This window comes from Maribacter sp. 6B07 (assembly GCF_002700155.1).
GTDB classification, from domain to species: domain Bacteria; phylum Bacteroidota; class Bacteroidia; order Flavobacteriales; family Flavobacteriaceae; genus Maribacter; species Maribacter dokdonensis.
The window spans coordinates 398,495-417,290 of sequence record NZ_PDUT01000004.1 but is presented as its reverse complement, the minus strand read 5'-3'; the positions used below and the strand labels follow the sequence as shown (position 1 = coordinate 417,290).

Genomic DNA, 18,796 nt, shown 5'->3' with positions numbered 1-18,796 from the left:
CTTTTGAATTAAATGTAAAGCAATAAAAAAGCGACAGTGAATGAACATTGTCGCCAAATGATTTAAAATCTATTGAAGTAAATAAGAATGTGGTTAGTAAAGACTACCCATTGCATCTATTTTCTTTTCAAGATATTCTTCTTTACTATTTTTCAATTGATTTTGCTTTGCTAAAGCTGTCAACTTAAGATTGTTTTTAATGGAGAATTTAAGCTTCATATATTTCTCTTGTAAAACACCAAGATGATCCTCAAGCCCTTCAGAATGGATGTTTAATTGCATAATTTTAAAATTTAGATATATTCTAAGGTAAAAATTAATTGACTGATAATCATTTATTTAAATGAAAATTAAATGTGAATAGGAGAGAAATATGAATTTGATTTTATATAGGGTTCTTAATTGCTGAACTCTTTTTTTAGAGGTGTTTTTTTAATGTATTCGTAAAATAGGTATATACCTGAATAATTGATTTGGATTGGACTTAGGAAGGTTTTAAATATTTCTTAAAACAAACACTATTCTCCATTTCCTCGTAGGGCGGATAGTTATCAATCACTGTATAATTATTCTTCTTATAAAGTGCAATGGCTTCCGGTTGGCGTAATCCGGTTTCCAAAACAGCGTAGGAGTAATTGAATTCTTTTGCCCACTCTTCTAGTACCTTTAGTGCTTTTGAGGCAATGCCTTTTCCTCGAAAATCTGGTTGAACAAACATTCGCTTAATCTCGACCGAGTCTTCATTAAATTCTTTGAATGCGCCACAGGCTACAAGTGTTTTGTCCAAATAAAAAACAACACAGTTTTTCAACGCATCAATACCGTTGAATTGTGCGTAGAAAGCATTTTCATCACCATCACGTAATGCCAAATCAGCATCGAGCAAAGCAACTAATTCTTTAAAGTTTTTATTATCACTAGAACAACGTTTATAGTAAAGCATAAGAGGTCTCTTTTTTAGACTTTAATGGAATATCCATCCGCATTAACCGTGCTATTGTCAAAATAAAAATCAATTCTACCTAGATTTACTCCAAAACACCCAACTTGATTTACAAGAATATCACGCTCTACGGCATTACTAACTACAGTAGGTTGATCTAGAAAGGTGTGAGTGTGCCCACCAATAATTAAATCTGTATATTTCGTTTTTTTAGCGAGCTTTAAATCATCTGGTTTTTGACTTTTATACTCATACCCTAAATGAGAAAGGCATATGACCAAATCGCACTTTTCTTCTTCTTTAAGTTTAGTTTCCATATCTATCGCAAGTTCATAAGGGTCAAGAAATACAGTCTCTTTGTAAAGTTGTTTGGTTACCAATCCGTCCAATTTAATTCCTAATCCGTAAACACCTAACTTAATTCCGTCTTTTTCATAAATTTTATAAGACTGAGTTAATCCGTCTAAAACGGTATTGGAAAAATCGTAATTGGCACTGATAAAATTAAACTTGGCATATGGCATTTGAGCCAATAGACCGTCAATACCATTATCAAAATCATGGTTTCCAATGGTAGTTGCATCATAATTGAGCATACTCATTAGTTTAAATTCTAACTCACCACCATAAAAGTTGAAGTATGGAGTACCTTGGAAAATATCACCGGCATCAAAAAGAAAAGTATTCGAATTCTCTTTTCTGATACTATCTACCAAACCAGCTCTACGCGCCAAACCGCCTAAGCCTGGAAAATCTGCATGATCGTTAGGGAAAGCGTCTACGTGACTGTGTACGTCATTAGTGTGTAAAATGGTAATGTGTTTTTTTGTGGCAACGTTGCAAGAGTTTAAGCTAAGTCCGCCCAAAGTCAATAAACCAGAGGTTGCAGCCGTATTTTTTATAAATTTTCTTCTTTCCATTTTACTGTAATTGATAATATCTTAAATCTACTTTTGGGGCTAGGGTATCCACTTTGGAAAAGAAATCTATCATGGCATTTCTTATTTTGTAATCGGTTTCCGTTTTTGAAATGGCATCTTTGAAAAATCCCATATTGTCGCCACCAGTTACCAAATAATCTGATGTAGCCACATAGTAGGATTTATTTTTGTCAATAGGTTTACCGTCCACAGTAAAGGCTTTGACTGTGTTATTTTTATTCAATATAAGCTGTGCGCCTGCAATGGGGTGCGCTCGTTTAGAATGTATAAGGTAGTCTACCATTTTCATTAACGATTCACCTTTTAATTCTACGACGACAACGGAATTTTCAAAAGGCATTACCTCGTAAGCGGTTCTGGAAGTAACGTTGCCTTTGGAGATAATAGAGCGTATACCGCCATGGTTCAATAAAACCATATCTATATTGTGACCAGTTCGTTTCTTAAATATTGGATTGGTTTCACTTAGAACAATATCCGCCATTAAATTACCTGCTGTAGTGTTGAATTTTCCATCGGTTTTAGAAATAACGAACGGAGCATAGGCCAACGTACTATCTAAAATACTTTCTACTCTATCATGAAAAGGTTGAATAAATTTTTGAATACTGTCAATAGAAGTATAATTTGTATCAACAGCTATTTGCTTGCCAGTCAGCTCAATGAGATGTTCTGGAGCATCTTTGCAAGACGCTAAAACTATAAATGTTATAAATATAACATAATGTTTTATATTTAAAATATTAAAGTGTTTTAACTTCGCCATATAGTTGCAGGGATATTATTTACATTTGTCTAAATGTAAAAATACATGTTTTTAAAAGGAATTAAGGACAAGTTTAAACGGAAATCTGGCCGTAAAATATTAAAACAGTTGGTGGCAACACCAATTGCTGTAACGCGTGAGAGTAAAGGAATACGTTCTGTAGGTTGTATTGTGGATCTAGATAAGTTTGAGAAATCTGAGGTGTTTTTTCAGTTTCAAGAAGAGTTATCATTGCATCCAAATGCGGTGAAAATTATTGGTTATAAACGTTTTTATGATAAAAACTCGCCATATGCCACTCCAGTTTTTTCAGATAAAGATCTTGGATGGAACGGCGATATAGAGAACAGTTATGCCCTTGAATTTTTAGGACGTGAATATGACTTATTGGTGAATTATTATAATGAGGACAGCTTACTGTTAAATTTAATGTCAGTAAAGACCAAGGCTCGTTTAAAGGTAGGTTTTAAAGAAGTTGGGCCTACTTATAATGATTTAATGTTAGATACGCCGTTAAAGGACTTTCAGATATTTAAAAAAGAATTGAAAAAGTACTTGGGCATTTTTAAGGAGATTTAGTTATGAAAGAATTAAGAGGAGCAGGGGTAGCGTTAATAACGCCATTTAAGAAAGATGGATCTGTAGATGTTGAGGCTCTTAGAAAAGTTGTAGCCTTTAATATTGAAGGTAACATAGATTATTTAGTAGTGTTAGGTACAACGGCCGAGTCAGTAACGCTATCAAAAGCGGAAAAACTATTGGTAATGCGTACGGTAGAAGAGGCAAATGCTGGTGCATTACCATTGGTGATAGGTATTGGTGGTAATAATACAGCTGCCTTGGTAGAAGAATTACAATCTGCGGATTTGTCCGCATATGATGCCATACTTTCTGTTTCTCCATATTATAATCGCCCAACCCAAGAGGGAATTTATCAACACTTTGCTGCACTTTCACAAGCATCTCCTTTACCTATAATTTTATACAACGTACCAGGTAGAACAGGAAGTAATATGTTGCCGGAAACCGTTGTTCGTTTAGCAAAGAAGTTTGATAACATTGTTGCGGTTAAAGAAGCTTGTGGAGATATGACCCAAGTACAAGAATTGATTTCAAAAAGACCAGAAGGCTTTTTAGTGCTTTCAGGTGATGATATTACTGCATTGCCTACAATTGTTGCTGGAGGCGATGGTGTAATTTCGGTAATTGGTCAGGGGCTGCCAGAAGAATTTTCTAAAATGGTTCATGAAGGCTTAAATGGAAATACCGAAGTGGCTTATAGCTACCATTATAAAATGCAAGAAGGTATGAAGTTGATCTTTGAAGAAGGCAATCCGGCAGGTATTAAGGTAATTTTTGAATATCTAGGTTTAGCTAACCCCTTTGTGAGACTGCCTTTAATTGTTGCATCGGATGCTTTAAAGCATAGAATTGTTTCATTTATGGAATCCATGATACGTATACCTGCATAAATATTCGTTAAATCTTCATTGAGTAGGGCATTCTTGTGGTTTAAAGCCTGTATTTTTATTGGATTATTTTGTTTTTTAAATCCATTGATAATCACTAATTTTGCAAAATGTTTTTTAAAATGAGGAGAGTTTTTCCAATAGTATTGATTGCCATTGCTTTACAATCTTGTAGCGAGTACCAAAAGGTGCTTAAGCATGATGATGTAAAAGCTAAGTATGATATGGCAGAAACATTCTACGAAGAGGGAGATTTTAGAAGAGCAAATAGATTGCTTGAACAAATTGCCCCTAAATACGTAGGTAAGCCACAAGGGGAACGTGTCATGTTCTTTTTGTCCAACAGCTATTTTCAGCGTGGAGATTATAATATGGCTGGCTACCAGTTTGAGCGTTTTGTAAAGTCATATCCAAAAAGTGATAAGGCGGTAGAGGCTACTTTTTTAGGCGCCAAAAGTTACTACAAACTATCTCCGGAATATTCGTTGGATCAAACAGATACCGATAAAGCCTTGTTGAAATTGCAAAACTTCATCAATACTTATGCTGAGTCGGAATATTTTGCAGAAGCAAATGCGATGGCGCAAGAATTGACTACGAAGAAAGAGCAAAAGGCTTTTGAAATTTTAAAGCAATATAATAAACTAGGCGAGTTCAATTACGATATGCTGAAATCTGCAGTTGCGGCAAGCGATAACTTTGTAGCGGACAATCCGGGTTCTCCTTTTAGGGAAGAGGCCATGTTCGTAAAGGTAGAGGCTTTAACGCATATGGCGGTCAATAGTTTTGAACAGTTGAAGGAAGAGCGACTAAAGAATGCTAAAGCGGCACATGCAGCTTTGATGAAACAGTTTCCTGAATCAAAATTTGATAAAGAGGCTACGGATTTAATTGAAAAGATTGATAAAGAATTACAACGCTTGCAACAAGCGCAGGTAGTTGGGTCAAAATAAATAATGTAATTATGAATATGAACGATTTAAAAAACTCTAAAGCATCAGTATCTACGGTAACTATTAATCGTAATGAGTTTGATCAGCCTACGGAAAATATCTATGAGGCTATTTCAATTACTGCAAAACGTGCTATTCAGATCAACTCTGAAATTAAAAAAGAGCTTTTAGAAAAGTTAGAGGAGTTTGCTACTTACAGCGATAGTTTAGAAGAGGTTTTTGAGAATAAAGAGCAAATAGAGGTTTCTAAATTTTACGAGAAATTACCTAAGCCACACGCTATGGCGGTAGAAGAGTGGTTAATGGATAAAATTTACCACAGAAATACAGAAAAAGACGCTTAAGAAATATGTTGAACGGCAAAAATGTTCTTTTAGGAATCACTGGAGGCATTGCTGCTTATAAGACAACATTCTTAGTTCGTTTATTTATAAAAGCTGGTGCTAACGTTAAGGTTATCCTTACTGATAGTGCCAGTTCTTTTGTTTCTCCACTTACCTTGGCCACTTTGGCTAAAAACCCAGTTGTTCTAGATTTTGTAAAGACCGATGAAAACACGGTCGACTGGAACAATCATGTGGCATTGGGTTTGTGGGCAGACTTAATGGTCATTGCACCTGCAACTGCCAATACCATGTCTAAAATGGCAAATGGAAATTGCGACAATGTGTTAATGGCTACATACTTGTCAGCTAAATGTCCGGTTTATATTGCACCTGCTATGGATCTGGATATGTACAAGCATCCAAGTACAAAAAAATCTTTACAGCAACTTACATCCTTCGGCAATATGGTGATACCGGCAACAAGTGGTGAATTGGCCAGTGGTTTGCATGGTGAAGGAAGAATGGCGGAACCAGAAGAAATCGTTGATTTTATAAAAAATCAATTGTCCAAAGGTTTACCCTTAACAGGTAAAAAAGTTTTAATAACGGCAGGACCAACCTATGAGGCTATAGACCCCGTTCGTTTTATTGGAAATCACTCTTCCGGTCTAATGGGTTTTGAGCTTGCTAAAACAGCGGCTAATTTGGGTGCCGAAGTGTATTTGGTTACAGGGCCTACAAGGTTATCCGTTTCTGATGATAACATACATGTTGTTGATGTAGTTTCTGCAGATGACATGTATCACAGTGCGCAAATGTACTATGATACTGCGGATATTGTTATATGTGCCGCAGCTGTTGCAGATTATAGACCTAAAACCGTTGCGGAACAAAAAATTAAAAAATCCGAAGAAAACCTCACTATTGAACTAGTGAAGAATAAGGATATCTTAAAAACTTTTGGTGATCATAAAACGCATCAATTTTTAGTAGGCTTTGCCTTGGAAACCGAGAATGAGGTAGAAAATGCCAAGGGGAAATTAAAACGTAAAAATCTAGATGCCATTGTGCTTAACTCAATGAGGGACAAAGGTGCAGGCTTTGGAGGTAATACCAATAAAATTTCATTTATAGATACCAATTCGAACATTACTACGTTTGAACTAAAGACCAAGGCAGAAGTTGCCGTGGATATCTTCAATGAAATTATTAAAAGACGGTATGCGTAAAGCGGTATTTTTATTTTTTTTCAACCTTTTTTGTTTTGTTTCCATTGCACAAGAATTAAACTGTGTTGTTACGGTTAATTCGGATCAATTGACTCAAGGAGATCTTCAGGTTTTTAAAACGTTGGAGCGTTCATTGAACGATTTTATCAATAAATCAAAATGGACCAACCGTGTCTACAAAGAAAATGAGCGTGTAAATGCACAAATGTTCATTACCATTACTTCTTATGAGTCTAACGTATTTAGTGGTAATATTCAAATACAATCGTCAAGACCTGTTTATAATACTTCCTATTCAACACCAGTGTTCAATTATAAGGATAACGCTTTTAATTTTCAATATATTGAATTTCAACCGTTGATATTCAACGAAAATCAGTTCGAGTCCAATTTGGTCAGCGTAATGGCATATTACGCATATGTAATTTTGGGCTTGGATGCCGATACTTTTTCTTTGGAAGGAGGTACTGATTTTTACAGAAGGGCGCAGAATATTGTAACTCAGGCTCAAGGTAGTAATTCTGCCGGATGGAGTCAGTCAGCCGATTCTAATCGAAGTAGATTTGAGTTGATAGATAATTTATTGTCCAATACCTACAGGGAGTATCGCATCGCCATGTATAATTATCATAGAAAAGGATTGGATATTTTGCCAGATAATAATAGTACGGGCAAGCAGGTCATTGCAGGGACCATGAATTTGTTCCAAACGATGATCAATAGACGACCAAATGCATTTCTGATTTCTACATTTTTTGATGCTAAATCTGAAGAGATAAAGAATATTTTTTCTGACGGACCAAAGGTAGATATTGTAAAGCTTAAGGAAACCTTGAATAAAATAGCGCCATTGTACGCTACTACTTGGAACGATATTAAATATTGAACCGTTTTACAAAACCGAATTATAGATTACCTTTGTGTATCTAAAATTCTAACGCGTGCTTTCAACCCTTACCATTTCCAATTACGCATTAATAGACAGTCTAGAAGTGGACTTTAATAAAGGTTTTACCGTTATTACAGGTGAAACAGGTGCCGGTAAATCAATTTTATTGGGTGGTTTGTCCTTGGTATTGGGCAAACGTGCAGATTTAAGTTCTCTAAGGGTCAAAGATCAAAAATGTATCATTGAAGGAACTTTTAAAATTGATACTTACGGTCTTCAAAGTTTCTTTGAGGAAAATGATTTGGATTATGAGGATAGTACCGTCATTAGACGTGAGATTTTGCCAAGTGGAAAGTCTAGGGCGTTTGTGAATGATACTCCGGTTACCTTGGGGGTGTTGTCTACATTGGGAGAAAACTTAATAGATATTCATTCTCAACATCAAACCATGCAACTTACTGAAAATGATTTTCAGTTAAAATTGGTGGATGCTCTGGCTAATAATCAAAAACGGTTAACCGATTACAGAAAAGATTTAAAGATCTATCGTAAGGCTCAAAAAGAACTTCAAAATCTTATTGAAGTTCAAAGTACGGCTATTAAGGAGCAAGACTATAATACCTTTATGTTAGAGGAGCTTGAAAAAGCTCCGTTGAAAGAAGGTATTATTGAGTTGTTAGAAGAGGAGTATGAGCAATTGAATAATGTTGAGTTGATCATGGAACAGCTTTCTAAAGGAGATCAATTGTTCAATGATGAGCAAATAGGGGTATTACCTTTGGTTACGGAAATGCGTCAATCACTTTCTAAATTGGTGGATTTTGGAGCTAATTATAAAGATTTGTACGAGCGTGTTCAATCGGTTTTGATAGAATTGGATGATGTAAATTCTGAATTGCAACGCTTGCAAGACGGTGTAGAGGCAAACCCAGATCAATTGGAGCAGGTTAACGGCAAGCTTCAGCTGCTATATGATCTTCTTAAAAAACACAACGCAAGTGATGTATTAGAATTGATCGAGATTAAAAATGCACTTGCGGATAAGGTATTTGAAACAGCTAGTTTAGACGAGAAAATTACATTGAAGACCAAAGAGATTCAAGAAATGGAATCTGTTTTGGGTAAACAAGCTTTGGTTATTCGTGAAAAACGAAAATCTGTTATTCCACAATTAAAGAAAAAGCTGGAATCAGATTTAAATTTACTGGGCATGCCAAGCGCATCATTTCAAATAGGTCTTACCGATACCAGTACTTTCTTAGCAACTGGTATGGACGAACTATCGTTTCTTTTTACCGCAAATAGAGGTGGTAACTATGGCGAATTAAAAAAAGTAGCATCAGGCGGTGAGCTATCAAGAATTATGCTGGTTATAAAAGCATTGCTTGCCAAATATGAAAAGTTGCCTACCATTATGTTCGATGAAATAGATACTGGGGTGTCTGGCGAAATATCTAATAGAATGGCAGATATTATGAAAGATATGAGTGCGGACCTTCAGGTATTTTCCATTACCCATTTACCTCAAGTGGCATCTAAAGGAAATCATCACTTTAAGGTTTTTAAAACTGAAGGTGCTGAACGTACCATGACAAATTTAAAAGAGCTTACCAATGAGGAAAGAGTTGTGGAACTAGCACATATGCTAGGTGGTAAAGATTTGTCAGATTCGGCATTGGCACATGCAAAGCAACTTTTAAATTAAGGGTTTTTACAGGTCACTTCAATTTTGTTTTAACATATTTTAGATATCTTTGAATATTAAATCAAACTATACAATTTACCATCATGGGATATAACTTATTAAAAGGAAAAAGGGGAATTATTTTTGGAGCATTGGATGAAAATTCTATTGCGTGGAAAACAGCACAAACTGTACATGATGAAGGTGGTACCTTTGTTTTGACAAATGCCCCAATTGCCATGAGAATGGGTCAAATAGACGAGTTGGCAAAGAAAACCGGTTCAGAAATTATTCCTGCAGATGCTACTAGTGTTGAAGATTTAGATAATTTAGTTGCTAAATCTGTTGAGATTTTAGGAGGAAAAATTGACTTTGTATTACACTCTATTGGTATGTCTGTAAATGTACGTAAGGGTAGAGCGTATACAGATGAGAAATATGATTTTACCCAAAAAGGTTGGGATGTTTCGGCATTATCATTTCATAAGGTAATGCAATCGTTATATAAAGCAGATGCAATGAATGAGTGGGGTAGTATTGTGGCCTTGACTTATATGGCGGCTCAAAGAACTTTTCCGGATTACAATGACATGGCAGATAATAAGGCGTATTTAGAATCTGTTGCTCGTAGTTTTGGATACTTCTTTGGTAAAGAGAAAAAAGTTCGTGTAAATACTATTTCACAGTCACCTACGGCCACTACTGCTGGACAAGGGGTAAAAGGTTTTGACGGATTCATTAGTTATGCGGAAAAAATGTCTCCGTTAGGTAATGCATCGGCTCAAGATTGTGCTGATTATACTATAACCTTATTTTCGGATCTTACAAGAAAAGTGACCATGCAGAACTTGTTTCATGATGGCGGTTTCTCTAACACAGGAGTTAGTCAAGAGGTTATAGAGAAATTTTAATCAATATTTTAGTTTTCCAATTTCATTGGAGCCTATTCATAAAAGGAGAGTTATAATGAACTTATCGTTTTCTTTTATCATTCCTGTATACAATAGACCCAATGAAATTAAAGAGTTATTGGATAGTCTACGTTTACAGACCTATGATCAACCTTTTGAAGTAGTAATCGTTGAAGATGGTTCAACTATTTCATCGGAAGAAGTTATAGGTGAGTACGTAGACTATTTGTCCATTTCATATTATAAAAAAGCAAATTCTGGTCCAGGTGATTCCCGTAATTACGGTATGGCTAAGGCAAAGGGCAATTATTTTATTGTGTTGGACTCTGATTGTATATTACCTCCACAATATTTAAAAGAAGCGGAAAAAAGTCTAAAGGATGATTTTGTGCATTGTTATGGAGGTCCAGATGCTGCTCATGAATCATTTTCTACGGTACAAAAGGCAATTAATTATGCCATGACTTCATTTTTAACTACTGGCGGCATACGTGGAGGTAAGAGGGCGGTAGACCAATTTCAGCCCAGAAGTTTTAATATGGGTATATCTAAAGAAGCCTTTGAAAATGTTGGTGGTTACGGTAATATACATCCAGGTGAAGATCCGGATCTTACTATTCGTATTTGGAACAAAGGCTATAGAACAAAATTGATTTTAGAAGCTTTTGTGTATCATAAAAGAAGAATAGACTGGAACAAGTTTTATATTCAGGTCAACAAATTTGGAATGGTTAGGCCTATTTTAAATAAATGGCACCCAGAAACAAAAAAGGTTACATATTGGTTTCCAACCGTTTTTTGTTTAGGATTTATATTAGCATTGATTTTGGTGTTTTTAGGTTTTAAGGTGTTATGGTTTATGTATTGCACATACTTTTTGGTTTTGTTTATTGATGCGCTTTTGAAAACACGAAATATAAAAGTTTCGTTTTTGGCATTATTGGCAACTGCGATACAATTTTTTGGATATGGATACGGATTTTTAAAATCAACCCTGTATATTAATTTTTCTAATAAAGAACCAGAGGAGATTTTTCCTAAATTATTTTTTAGAGTGAAGTAATGGAGCGTTTGCTAGAATGGATCAAAACAGGATTAAAAAAAAGAAAGGTGAAAATCTTTCTAATATTCTTGTTATGTGCTTCACTTGCTTGGTTGATCAATAAACTGTCTTTAACATATACAAGTAACACCAGTTTTAAAGTTGAATATATTAATATACCAGATGATTTTTTACTGGCAACTAGCCCTAAAGATGAAATAGCTGTAAGACTAAAAGCTGTCGGATTTCAATTTTTAGGCTATGAATTAAAGCCTAAACACATTCAATTAGATGTAAGCAAGGTAATGTATGACAATGATAGATATTACCTCACCTCTGATCAAATAAGAATACAATTAGAAGCTCAATTGAGTAATTCAAGTGCTTTGGTAGATTTTGAAAGTGATGCCATTTATTTTGATTTTACTTCTTTGGAGACTAAGAAAATACCGGTTGAGGCTGTATTGCAACTAGATTTTTCTGCAAACCATATACTTGAAGGAGACATTAAAGTAGATCCAGATTCCATACAAGTTTCTGGTCCAAAAAGCCAGATTGATTCCATAAGGGTTGTAAGGTCAATGAAAGTTATAAAAGAAAATTTAAATAATTCCTTTGTTGAAGATGTGAATCTAAACTTGCCAAAAAACTTGAATGGTACTTCGTTTTCTGACCACAAAGTACAAATCTCAGGTAAAGTGGTGAAGTTTTCTGAAAAGGTGTTAGCCGTTCCTGTACAAGTAATTAATCTACCTGATAATGTTCAAGTGCGTACGTTTCCAGAGGTAGTGGAAGTACGCTGTCAAGGTACTCTAGATCATTTAAAAGAATTGGAAGAAGAGGATTTTGTTGTTGAGGCAGATTACGCTAAAACCAATAAAGAAACCGGTAATAGGTTGTCAATTCAACTGGTGCAATATCCTAAAACATTGCATAATGTTGTTCTAAGTGTTAATGAGGTAGAATTTATTTTGCGAAGAGAATGAAAGTGGTAGGTCTAACCGGTGGTATAGGCAGTGGTAAATCTACTGTGGCCAAAATGTTTTTAGAGTTGGGTGTTCCCGTGTACAATTCAGACGAGCGAGCAAAGAAATTAATGAATACATCTGCGGAGATAAAAAATAAAATTGTTGCTTTTTTGGGTAAAGAATCTTACCATGAAGAAAAGTTAAACAGAGCATATATCGCAAAAAAGGTGTTCAATGATACCACTTTGTTGGCGCAGCTTAATGCTATTGTGCATCCAGTAGTTAGAGAAGATTTTCTTAAATGGACAGGTGAGCAAGAGCATTGTTATGTAATTCAAGAAACTGCCTTGTTGTTCGAAAATAATGCGAAGCATTTATACGATAGTATTATTTTGGTCACCGCGCCAAAAGAAGAACGTATCTCACGGGTAGTAAGTAGGGATAATGGCACAAGGGAACAAGTAATTGCAAGAATGAACAATCAAATGGACGATGAAGAGAAATTGAACTTAAGTGATTTCGTTATAGAAAATATTGACATAGAAAGAACTAGGTCAATTGTCCTTCAAGTACACGCTGCAATCATAACTGATTGCTAGTAATTTAGCAATTTTAACATTTTTGTTAAGGTTAGGTTAAACGTACTATCGTCTAACTGTTAAATCTTTAATTTTATCCCCCAATGAACAAAAAGTTATTTGTGCTCTTAGTAGTTTTAATGAGCCTTTCACTTATTGGTCTGATTTTCGTTCAAAGTTTTTGGATAAGCAAATCCATTGATAGTAGTGAAGAACAGTTTTCAAGCAGTGTTTCAGAAGCGTTGAACAGTGTTACCAATAAGATTACGGAAAGAGAATCAAAAAATTACTTCGATAGATATTTACATGCGAAGGATAGTGCAGGTGGTGAACTAAAAGGGGCACAGCTTACAAATTTTTTCTTTATTGATCGAGATATCAATTCTAACGAAATCTTACTGTATGAGCACGGTATTTTAGAAGAGGATTACGGAATCTCGTCTACGTTCTTTGATAGTAGTGATGGTGCGGATACCACCATCATTAAAAATTATACCAGTAAACGAACTACTTCTATTTTTAAAAAAGATTTTGATTTAGAAGGAAATACACCACGTTTAAATCCTATTCAACGAATTGAGAAAATTGGAGGTCTTAATAAAATGGAAAAGGCCGCAATGGAAGAAATGTTTATGGTTCATGCCAAACGCGTTCCAATTCATAAACGTGTATCAAAACAAGAAATAGAATTGTTATTGCAGCGTGAACTTGAGAATAGAGGTGTAGATATCGCTTTTGAATATGGTGTGTACAGCAATGGCTTACCTACCAAAGTAAAGTCATCTAAGTTTAAATATGCCGAAGCAAATATCTACAAATCTCCTATGTTCGTAGATTTTGAAGGGGTTTCAAATTTCGATTTGTTAGTTTCGTTTCCTAAGAAAAAACGTTTCTTGGTGCAGTCTATTTTAGGTCTGGCAATGCTTTCATTATTGTTTACCATTATTATTGTGGTAGCTTATGCAGGGGCAATATACCAGTTGATCCGCCAGAAACAGATATCTGAAATTAAAACTGATTTTATTAATAATATGACGCATGAGTTCAAAACTCCCATTGCGACCATTAATTTAGCTGTTGAGGCAATCAGGAATCCTAAGATAATTGTTGATCAAGAAAAGGTTTTAAGGTACTTGCAGATGATACGTGATGAGAACAAACGTATGCATGCCCAAGTAGAAAACGTTCTAAGAATATCTAAGTTGGAAAAAAATCAGCTGGATATTAGTAAGGATAGGGTTAATGTGCACGACATTATAGAAGATGCAATTACCCACGTAGAATTGATCGTAGATGATCGGGGCGGTTATATTCACACTCATTTAGATGCGGAACGTTCAGAAGTATTGGCGAATGAGATGCATTTTACGAATGTGATTGTCAATATGTTGGATAATGCCATTAAGTACTCTGAAGATGCACCAAAAATAGATGTGTTCACAGAACGAGCTAAAAACTATATCATAATTAAAGTTCAAGATCAAGGAGCTGGTATGAGTAAAGGTGTAGTCAAGAAAGTATTTGAAAAATTCTATCGAGAACACACTGGAGATATACATAACGTTAAAGGTCACGGATTAGGACTGGCCTACGTAAAGAAAATAGTAGAAGACCACCAAGGCGAAGTTTATGCCGAAAGTGAAAAAGGAAAAGGAAGTACATTTTACATCAAATTGCCGTTAATATAAAAAAATATGGAAACAATAAACAAGAAGATACTTTTAGTTGAGGACGATCCAAATTTTGGAATTGTGTTGAAAGATTATTTGTCAATGAACGATTTCGATGTCACCTTGGCTAAGAATGGAATGGAAGGTTTTGAGAAATTTAAAAAAGATAATTATGACATCTGTATATTGGATGTTATGATGCCTTATAAAGATGGTTTTACCTTGGCGAAAGAGATTCGTGAAAAGAATGAGAACGTGCCAATTGTTTTCTTGACGGCGAAAACAATGAAAGAAGATGTTCTTAAAGGGTATAAGGCAGGTGCAGATGATTATTTGAACAAGCCATTTGATTCTGAGGTATTGTTAATGAAGCTAAAAGCTATTCTTCAAAGAAAGGCATCTAACGGATTGGCGGACAGTAAGAAATTTGAATTTACCATTGGTGGTTTCCATTTGAATTCTAAATTAAGATTCTTGAAGTACAAAGATGAAGAATCAATAAAATTATCTCCAAAAGAGAATGAATTGTTACGTTTGTTGGCCTTACATGAAAACGATCTTATGCCAAGAGAATTGGCGTTAACAAAGATTTGGAGAGATGACAACTACTTTACTTCTCGTAGTATGGATGTTTATATAGCCAAATTACGTAAGTATTTAAAAGTGGATGATACTGTTGAGATTTTGAATATTCACGGTGAAGGATTCCGTTTGGTCGTAAAGACAGAAGGTGAATAATTCACTATTCCAGATACTAAAAAAGCATCCAATTTATTGGATGCTTTTTTGTTTTAGAGCTTTCTCATAATGTCGTTGACAATATCATTGGGTTCTTGGTCTATTGATACGGTTATTGCCTCTAAAGGTACTTCAAGAATATCAAATTGAGATTGTAGCAGTCCCGCGGGCATGTAATGATTTTTTCTTGCACTCAACCTTTTGTCTATAAGGTCAAAACTTCCTTCTAAATAAACGAACTTATGCTTGTCCTCTAAATTCTTACTAAGAATTGTTCTATATTTTTTTTTAAGGGAAGAACATACAATTACGGCACCAGTAGCTAAATTTTCTATTGCTACTTCATTTAATTTTTCTAACCAGCCCTGGCGGTCATCATCGTTTAAGGGATGACCTGCTTTCATTTTATTTACGTTCGCTTCTGGATGAAAGTCATCACCATCAAAAAACGGAAACTGTAGTTTATTGGCCAATAATTTCCCAATAGTAGACTTTCCGCTACCCGAAACACCCATTACATATAGAATCTGTTTTTTAACCATGCTTTAGTTTTTTAATTTCATCGTCAATTTCATTTAAAAACTTTTTAGGCTCATAATCATAATTGACCCAAATGGTATTTTTATTGCGCAAGAACCAAGTAAGTTGCCTCTTTGCAAATCTTCTGGTATTTTTTTTAATTTCTGAAACGGCAAAGTCTAAAGTCCAATCTCCTTCAAAATACTTGAATAATTCTTTATATCCAACGGTTTGTAGAGCATTCAAGTTTTTAAAAGATAGCATATTCTTTGCCTCTTCCAATAACCCGTTATCGATCATTAAATCAACTCGTTTATTGATACGGTCGTAAATCATAGCTCTTTCTGCCTTTAGTCCAATAGTTAAAACATTGAAATTTCTTTTTTCCTTAGGTTGATTTACAAAAGAAGAGTAGGGTGTACCGCTGCCAATAGTAACTTCAAGCGCCCTAATGACACGTTGCGGATTGTTGATGTCTACTTTGCCGTAATAGGTTGGGTCCAATTCCTTGAGTTTTGTCTGTAAAGCGGCTATCCCGGAATTTTCTAATTCGGCATTCAATTGTTTACGAATATTTGGGTCTACTGTGGGGAAATTATTTAATCCTTCTGTTATTGCATTTACATAAAGACCACTGCCGCCAACCATAATTACTACTTTGTGTTTTTCAAAGAGGTGAGATAATTTTTGTAAAGCCTCTCGTTCAAAATCGCCTACCGTATATGTTTCTAAGACACTTTTATGTTGTATAAAATTGTGTTTGGCTTGTGCTAGTTCTTCTTTATCGGGAACAGCGGTGCCAATATTCATTTCTTTAAAGAACTGTCTAGAATCCGCAGATATAATTTCGGTCTTGAAATAATTTGCTAATAGAATACCTAATTTGGTTTTGCCAATGGCAGTTGGCCCCACAACAGAAATTAAAATATTATTCATTCAATAAAGATCCACAATTATAACAATGGGTAGCATCATCTCTATGACCCTCTTTGGTGCATGTTGGGCAACACTGTGTGTTAACATGTACATAGCTGCCAGAATTCTTTAAAGTAGAGGTATCTTTACCTTGTTTTGCAAACTCAGCGGTTACCATACCTGTAGGTACGGCAATAATGCCATAACCCAATAACATAATAATGGTAGCAATAGCTTGGCCTTGTGGTGTTATAGGGGCAATGTCTCCATAACCAACAGTAGTAAGTGTAACAATAGTCCAATATATGCTAGTAGGTATGCTTGTAAATCCAGCTTCGTCACCTTCAACCAAGTACATTAAAGTACCCATCATAACAGATGCAATAAGAACGGCAAATAGAAATACCGTGATTTTTGCCCTACTTGCTTTTAATGCTCTTTTCAGTTGCGAAGCTTCACCAAGAAAACGTGCTAATTTTAATATTCTGAAAACACGTAGTAACCTAAATGCTCTAACCGCTAAAAGCACCTGAGAACCCGCAAAAATATAGGAGATATATAATGGTATAGTGGATAGAAAATCAATAATACCATAAAAACTGAATATGTAATTACTTGGTTTTTTAATACATATAATTCTTGCGATATATTCAATAGTAAAGAAAATAGTTACCAGCCATTCTAATATAAATAGTATTTCATGATATTCTGCATCTATTGCTTTAACGCTTTCCAGCATTATAAGTATAACACTGAAAATGATGATGATGAACAAAATAATATCGAACAATTTACCCATAGGGGTATCTGCTTCATAAATGATTTCATGAAGTTTTTGTTTCCATGGAGATAATTTTTGGTCTTCTTTCAAACTAATCGTTTAATTCCAATATTTTAAGTACTCGTTTTTTTCTTAAGTAAGATTCAATTAGATAATTGGCATCTCGTGTACCGTTCATAGGGGTAATTATACTTTCTAAGATATGAATATTATTTATTTGATGGTTCAAATCATAGAAACCTAAACCTACCAAAGATCCGTTTTTAAGTAAAATAGCACTTTGTTCGCCTATTTCCCTGCCTTTGTCTATTACCAAAACCTTGTTGCCCTTAATACTGTTTTTGGTTATTGCCGCGGTTACCCTTTTGTTATACTCGGCTACATCTTCTTTGTTGATACATGCTCCTTGGCACGTGCCTTCATCATAACCTGAGCAATTATTTCTAGCTTCGCTAATGCCATTTAGTTTCTCGCACAGACCAAACTCCTTAGTAATCTTATAACGATAATTTTTTGCACTAAATACACCGTTGAAAAGACCTAGAGGTTCTTTACATTCTCTATAAGGCTCTATTTTTAGCTTATAATACCCATGTTCATCAATAGTTATGCAAATTGCATGACTGTACATTCGTTTTTTAGGAATAGTACTGTATTTAGGTCTTATTTTAAGCAGTTCTTGATGTTCTTTTAAAATTGCTACCAAGTCATTCCCAGTGAGTTCATAAGTTACTTTCTTGGTTTCTTTGGCGAGCTTTTTAAATTTTTGGTTGGACTTGGTAAAGATTTGATTCACCTTTTTCTTTAGATCACTGGTTTTACTTAGGTGAATAATGTCCCCGTCCTTATTGTGCATATAGAATACTCCGGTTTCATTGGGTAGGTCTCTTACGATATCCAATTGCTTTTCAGACAGTTCCCCCTGGGTTTCTTTTCTAATAGCGTCTTTGATGATAATCTTTTCAGAATCTTTGGCCAATAAGAGCTTAAAAAGTTTGACCGTAGCCAAAGCATCGCCATTTGCCCGGTGCCTGTCGCTTACAGGTATACCCAAGGACCTTACCAATTTCCCTAAACTATAGGATTCTGCATCTGGCAGTAATAATTTTGAAAGATCTACGGTACAAAGCGTTTTGCGTTCAAAATTGTACCCTAGGCGCCTAAACTCTGTCCTTAAGATTCTGTAGTCGAACTGTGCATTATGGGCTACAATAACGGTATCTTCCGTAATTTCTATTATCCGTTTGGCTACTTCGTAAAACTTAGGTGCAGTTCTCAACATTTTACTGTTAATCCCAGTAAGTTTTACTACAAAAGGCTGAATCTCTTTCTCGGGGTTTACTAAGCTTATGAACTTGTCTACTACTTTTTGACCATCAAATTTGTGAATAGCAATTTCAGTAATTCCTTCCTCATTAAATTTTCCTCCCGTGGTTTCAATATCTAAAATTGCGTACATGTATAATTATCTGTT

Annotated in this window: 21 protein-coding genes; 13 read left to right on the top strand and 8 right to left on the bottom strand. The window is 35.0% G+C overall.

Annotation, left to right across the window (positions count from 1 at the left end):
- Nucleotides 1-93: 93 nt before the first annotated feature.
- From CSC80_RS16015 to CSC80_RS16000, 4 genes are all read right to left on the bottom strand, one after another.
- The gene (locus CSC80_RS16015; protein WP_071342418.1) at nucleotides 94-282 is read right to left on the bottom strand and encodes a hypothetical protein; all 189 of its coding nucleotides are present in this window, start codon (nucleotides 280-282) and stop codon (nucleotides 94-96) included.
- A 202-nt stretch (nucleotides 283-484) separates the two neighbouring features.
- Complete coding sequence (locus CSC80_RS16010) at nucleotides 485-943, bottom strand: GNAT family N-acetyltransferase (protein WP_099193039.1); 459 nt, start codon at nucleotides 941-943, stop codon at nucleotides 485-487.
- A 14-nt stretch (nucleotides 944-957) separates the two neighbouring features.
- Entirely contained in the window at nucleotides 958-1,863 is a 906-nt protein-coding gene (locus CSC80_RS16005; protein WP_099193038.1) for a metallophosphatase, read from the bottom strand.
- Nucleotide 1,864: 1 nt separating this feature from the next.
- A complete protein-coding gene (locus CSC80_RS16000) occupies nucleotides 1,865-2,650 on the bottom strand; it encodes a 5'-nucleotidase (protein WP_099193037.1) in 786 nt (261 codons plus the stop codon).
- Nucleotides 2,651-2,695: 45 nt separating this feature from the next.
- Here CSC80_RS16000 and CSC80_RS15995 point away from each other — a divergent pair, with 45 nt between their 5' ends.
- The 13 genes from CSC80_RS15995 to CSC80_RS15935 all read left to right on the top strand — a co-directional run bounded on the left by CSC80_RS15995 (nucleotide 2,696) and on the right by CSC80_RS15935 (nucleotide 15,107).
- Complete coding sequence (locus tag CSC80_RS15995; protein WP_058102964.1) at nucleotides 2,696-3,229, top strand: hypothetical protein; 534 nt, start codon at nucleotides 2,696-2,698, stop codon at nucleotides 3,227-3,229.
- Nucleotides 3,230-3,231: 2 nt separating this feature from the next.
- Nucleotides 3,232-4,122, top strand: coding sequence for a 4-hydroxy-tetrahydrodipicolinate synthase (gene dapA / locus CSC80_RS15990; RefSeq protein WP_099193036.1), 891 nt, complete (start codon nucleotides 3,232-3,234; stop codon nucleotides 4,120-4,122).
- Nucleotides 4,123-4,241: 119 nt separating this feature from the next.
- Nucleotides 4,242-5,072: an outer membrane protein assembly factor BamD gene (gene bamD / locus CSC80_RS15985; RefSeq protein ID WP_236973418.1), complete on the top strand. Its 831-nt coding sequence runs from the start codon at nucleotides 4,242-4,244 to the stop codon at nucleotides 5,070-5,072.
- Between the two features lie 17 nt (nucleotides 5,073-5,089).
- A complete protein-coding gene (locus tag CSC80_RS15980; RefSeq protein WP_058104250.1) occupies nucleotides 5,090-5,416 on the top strand; it encodes a DNA-directed RNA polymerase subunit omega in 327 nt (108 codons plus the stop codon).
- Nucleotides 5,417-5,421: 5 nt separating this feature from the next.
- Nucleotides 5,422-6,627 carry a bifunctional phosphopantothenoylcysteine decarboxylase/phosphopantothenate--cysteine ligase CoaBC gene (coaBC, locus tag CSC80_RS15975; RefSeq protein WP_099193034.1) on the top strand — a complete coding sequence of 402 codons (1,206 nt, stop codon included), beginning with the start codon at nucleotides 5,422-5,424 and terminating at the stop codon, nucleotides 6,625-6,627.
- Nucleotides 6,620-7,513, top strand: coding sequence for a DUF4835 family protein (locus CSC80_RS15970; RefSeq protein ID WP_074674806.1), 894 nt, complete (start codon nucleotides 6,620-6,622; stop codon nucleotides 7,511-7,513). Before coaBC ends, CSC80_RS15970 begins: the two co-directional genes overlap by 8 nt.
- Before the next feature lie 55 nt (nucleotides 7,514-7,568).
- Nucleotides 7,569-9,221: a DNA repair protein RecN gene (recN, locus tag CSC80_RS15965; protein WP_099193033.1), complete on the top strand. Its 1,653-nt coding sequence runs from the start codon at nucleotides 7,569-7,571 to the stop codon at nucleotides 9,219-9,221.
- A gap of 83 nt (nucleotides 9,222-9,304) precedes the next feature.
- On the top strand, nucleotides 9,305-10,111 hold the full coding sequence (locus tag CSC80_RS15960) for an SDR family oxidoreductase (protein ID WP_058102959.1): 807 nt from the start codon (nucleotides 9,305-9,307) through the stop codon (nucleotides 10,109-10,111).
- A 55-nt stretch (nucleotides 10,112-10,166) separates the two neighbouring features.
- On the top strand, nucleotides 10,167-11,174 hold the full coding sequence (locus CSC80_RS15955) for a glycosyltransferase (protein ID WP_099193032.1): 1,008 nt from the start codon (nucleotides 10,167-10,169) through the stop codon (nucleotides 11,172-11,174).
- Entirely contained in the window at nucleotides 11,174-12,139 is a 966-nt protein-coding gene (locus CSC80_RS15950; protein WP_099193031.1) for a hypothetical protein, read from the top strand. The genes CSC80_RS15955 and CSC80_RS15950 overlap by 1 nt, the downstream gene beginning before the upstream one ends.
- Nucleotides 12,136-12,720, top strand: coding sequence for a dephospho-CoA kinase (gene coaE, locus CSC80_RS15945; protein ID WP_099193030.1), 585 nt, complete (start codon nucleotides 12,136-12,138; stop codon nucleotides 12,718-12,720). Before CSC80_RS15950 ends, coaE begins: the two co-directional genes overlap by 4 nt.
- An 83-nt stretch (nucleotides 12,721-12,803) precedes the next feature.
- Nucleotides 12,804-14,387 carry a HAMP domain-containing sensor histidine kinase gene (locus CSC80_RS15940; RefSeq protein ID WP_071342408.1) on the top strand — a complete coding sequence of 528 codons (1,584 nt, stop codon included), beginning with the start codon at nucleotides 12,804-12,806 and terminating at the stop codon, nucleotides 14,385-14,387.
- Between the two features lie 6 nt (nucleotides 14,388-14,393).
- Nucleotides 14,394-15,107, top strand: a complete 714-nt coding sequence (locus tag CSC80_RS15935) for a response regulator transcription factor (RefSeq protein ID WP_027067244.1) — start codon at nucleotides 14,394-14,396, stop codon at nucleotides 15,105-15,107.
- Nucleotides 15,108-15,160: 53 nt separating this feature from the next.
- Here the strand turns inward: CSC80_RS15935 and CSC80_RS15930 are convergent, their stop codons facing one another.
- The 4 genes from CSC80_RS15930 to CSC80_RS15915 are packed head-to-tail and all read right to left on the bottom strand — an operon-like array spanning nucleotide 15,161 to nucleotide 18,781.
- A complete protein-coding gene (locus CSC80_RS15930; protein ID WP_236973417.1) occupies nucleotides 15,161-15,649 on the bottom strand; it encodes a gluconokinase in 489 nt (162 codons plus the stop codon).
- Entirely contained in the window at nucleotides 15,642-16,562 is a 921-nt protein-coding gene (gene miaA / locus CSC80_RS15925; protein ID WP_099193029.1) for a tRNA (adenosine(37)-N6)-dimethylallyltransferase MiaA, read from the bottom strand. The genes CSC80_RS15930 and miaA overlap by 8 nt, the downstream gene beginning before the upstream one ends.
- Nucleotides 16,555-17,412: an ion transporter gene (locus CSC80_RS15920; protein ID WP_058102952.1), complete on the bottom strand. Its 858-nt coding sequence runs from the start codon at nucleotides 17,410-17,412 to the stop codon at nucleotides 16,555-16,557. Before CSC80_RS15920 ends, miaA begins: the two co-directional genes overlap by 8 nt.
- A 1-nt stretch (nucleotide 17,413) precedes the next feature.
- The gene (locus tag CSC80_RS15915; protein ID WP_099193028.1) at nucleotides 17,414-18,781 is read right to left on the bottom strand and encodes an exonuclease domain-containing protein; all 1,368 of its coding nucleotides are present in this window, start codon (nucleotides 18,779-18,781) and stop codon (nucleotides 17,414-17,416) included.
- Nucleotides 18,782-18,796: the final 15 nt, after the last annotated feature.

What these genes read in the sequence shown, in the direction of transcription:
- CSC80_RS16015 (WP_071342418.1), bottom strand. Translation starts at nt 282, where the DNA reads ATGCAATTAAACATCCATTCTGAAGGGCTTGAGGATCATCTTGGTGTT.
- CSC80_RS16010 (WP_099193039.1), bottom strand. Translation starts at nt 943, where the DNA reads ATGCTTTACTATAAACGTTGTTCTAGTGATAATAAAAACTTTAAAGAA.
- CSC80_RS16005 (WP_099193038.1), bottom strand. Translation starts at nt 1,863, where the DNA reads ATGGAAAGAAGAAAATTTATAAAAAATACGGCTGCAACCTCTGGTTTA.
- CSC80_RS16000 (WP_099193037.1), bottom strand. Translation starts at nt 2,650, where the DNA reads ATGGCGAAGTTAAAACACTTTAATATTTTAAATATAAAACATTATGTT.
- CSC80_RS15995 (WP_058102964.1), top strand. Translation starts at nt 2,696, where the DNA reads ATGTTTTTAAAAGGAATTAAGGACAAGTTTAAACGGAAATCTGGCCGT.
- dapA (WP_099193036.1), top strand. Translation starts at nt 3,232, where the DNA reads ATGAAAGAATTAAGAGGAGCAGGGGTAGCGTTAATAACGCCATTTAAG.
- bamD (WP_236973418.1), top strand. Translation starts at nt 4,242, where the DNA reads ATGAGGAGAGTTTTTCCAATAGTATTGATTGCCATTGCTTTACAATCT.
- CSC80_RS15980 (WP_058104250.1), top strand. Translation starts at nt 5,090, where the DNA reads ATGAACGATTTAAAAAACTCTAAAGCATCAGTATCTACGGTAACTATT.
- coaBC (WP_099193034.1), top strand. Translation starts at nt 5,422, where the DNA reads ATGTTGAACGGCAAAAATGTTCTTTTAGGAATCACTGGAGGCATTGCT.
- CSC80_RS15970 (WP_074674806.1), top strand. Translation starts at nt 6,620, where the DNA reads ATGCGTAAAGCGGTATTTTTATTTTTTTTCAACCTTTTTTGTTTTGTT.
- CSC80_RS15960 (WP_058102959.1), top strand. Translation starts at nt 9,305, where the DNA reads ATGGGATATAACTTATTAAAAGGAAAAAGGGGAATTATTTTTGGAGCA.
- CSC80_RS15955 (WP_099193032.1), top strand. Translation starts at nt 10,167, where the DNA reads ATGAACTTATCGTTTTCTTTTATCATTCCTGTATACAATAGACCCAAT.
- CSC80_RS15950 (WP_099193031.1), top strand. Translation starts at nt 11,174, where the DNA reads ATGGAGCGTTTGCTAGAATGGATCAAAACAGGATTAAAAAAAAGAAAG.
- coaE (WP_099193030.1), top strand. Translation starts at nt 12,136, where the DNA reads ATGAAAGTGGTAGGTCTAACCGGTGGTATAGGCAGTGGTAAATCTACT.
- CSC80_RS15940 (WP_071342408.1), top strand. Translation starts at nt 12,804, where the DNA reads ATGAACAAAAAGTTATTTGTGCTCTTAGTAGTTTTAATGAGCCTTTCA.
- CSC80_RS15935 (WP_027067244.1), top strand. Translation starts at nt 14,394, where the DNA reads ATGGAAACAATAAACAAGAAGATACTTTTAGTTGAGGACGATCCAAAT.
- CSC80_RS15930 (WP_236973417.1), bottom strand. Translation starts at nt 15,649, where the DNA reads ATGGTTAAAAAACAGATTCTATATGTAATGGGTGTTTCGGGTAGCGGA.
- miaA (WP_099193029.1), bottom strand. Translation starts at nt 16,562, where the DNA reads ATGAATAATATTTTAATTTCTGTTGTGGGGCCAACTGCCATTGGCAAA.
- CSC80_RS15915 (WP_099193028.1), bottom strand. Translation starts at nt 18,781, where the DNA reads ATGTACGCAATTTTAGATATTGAAACCACGGGAGGAAAATTTAATGAG.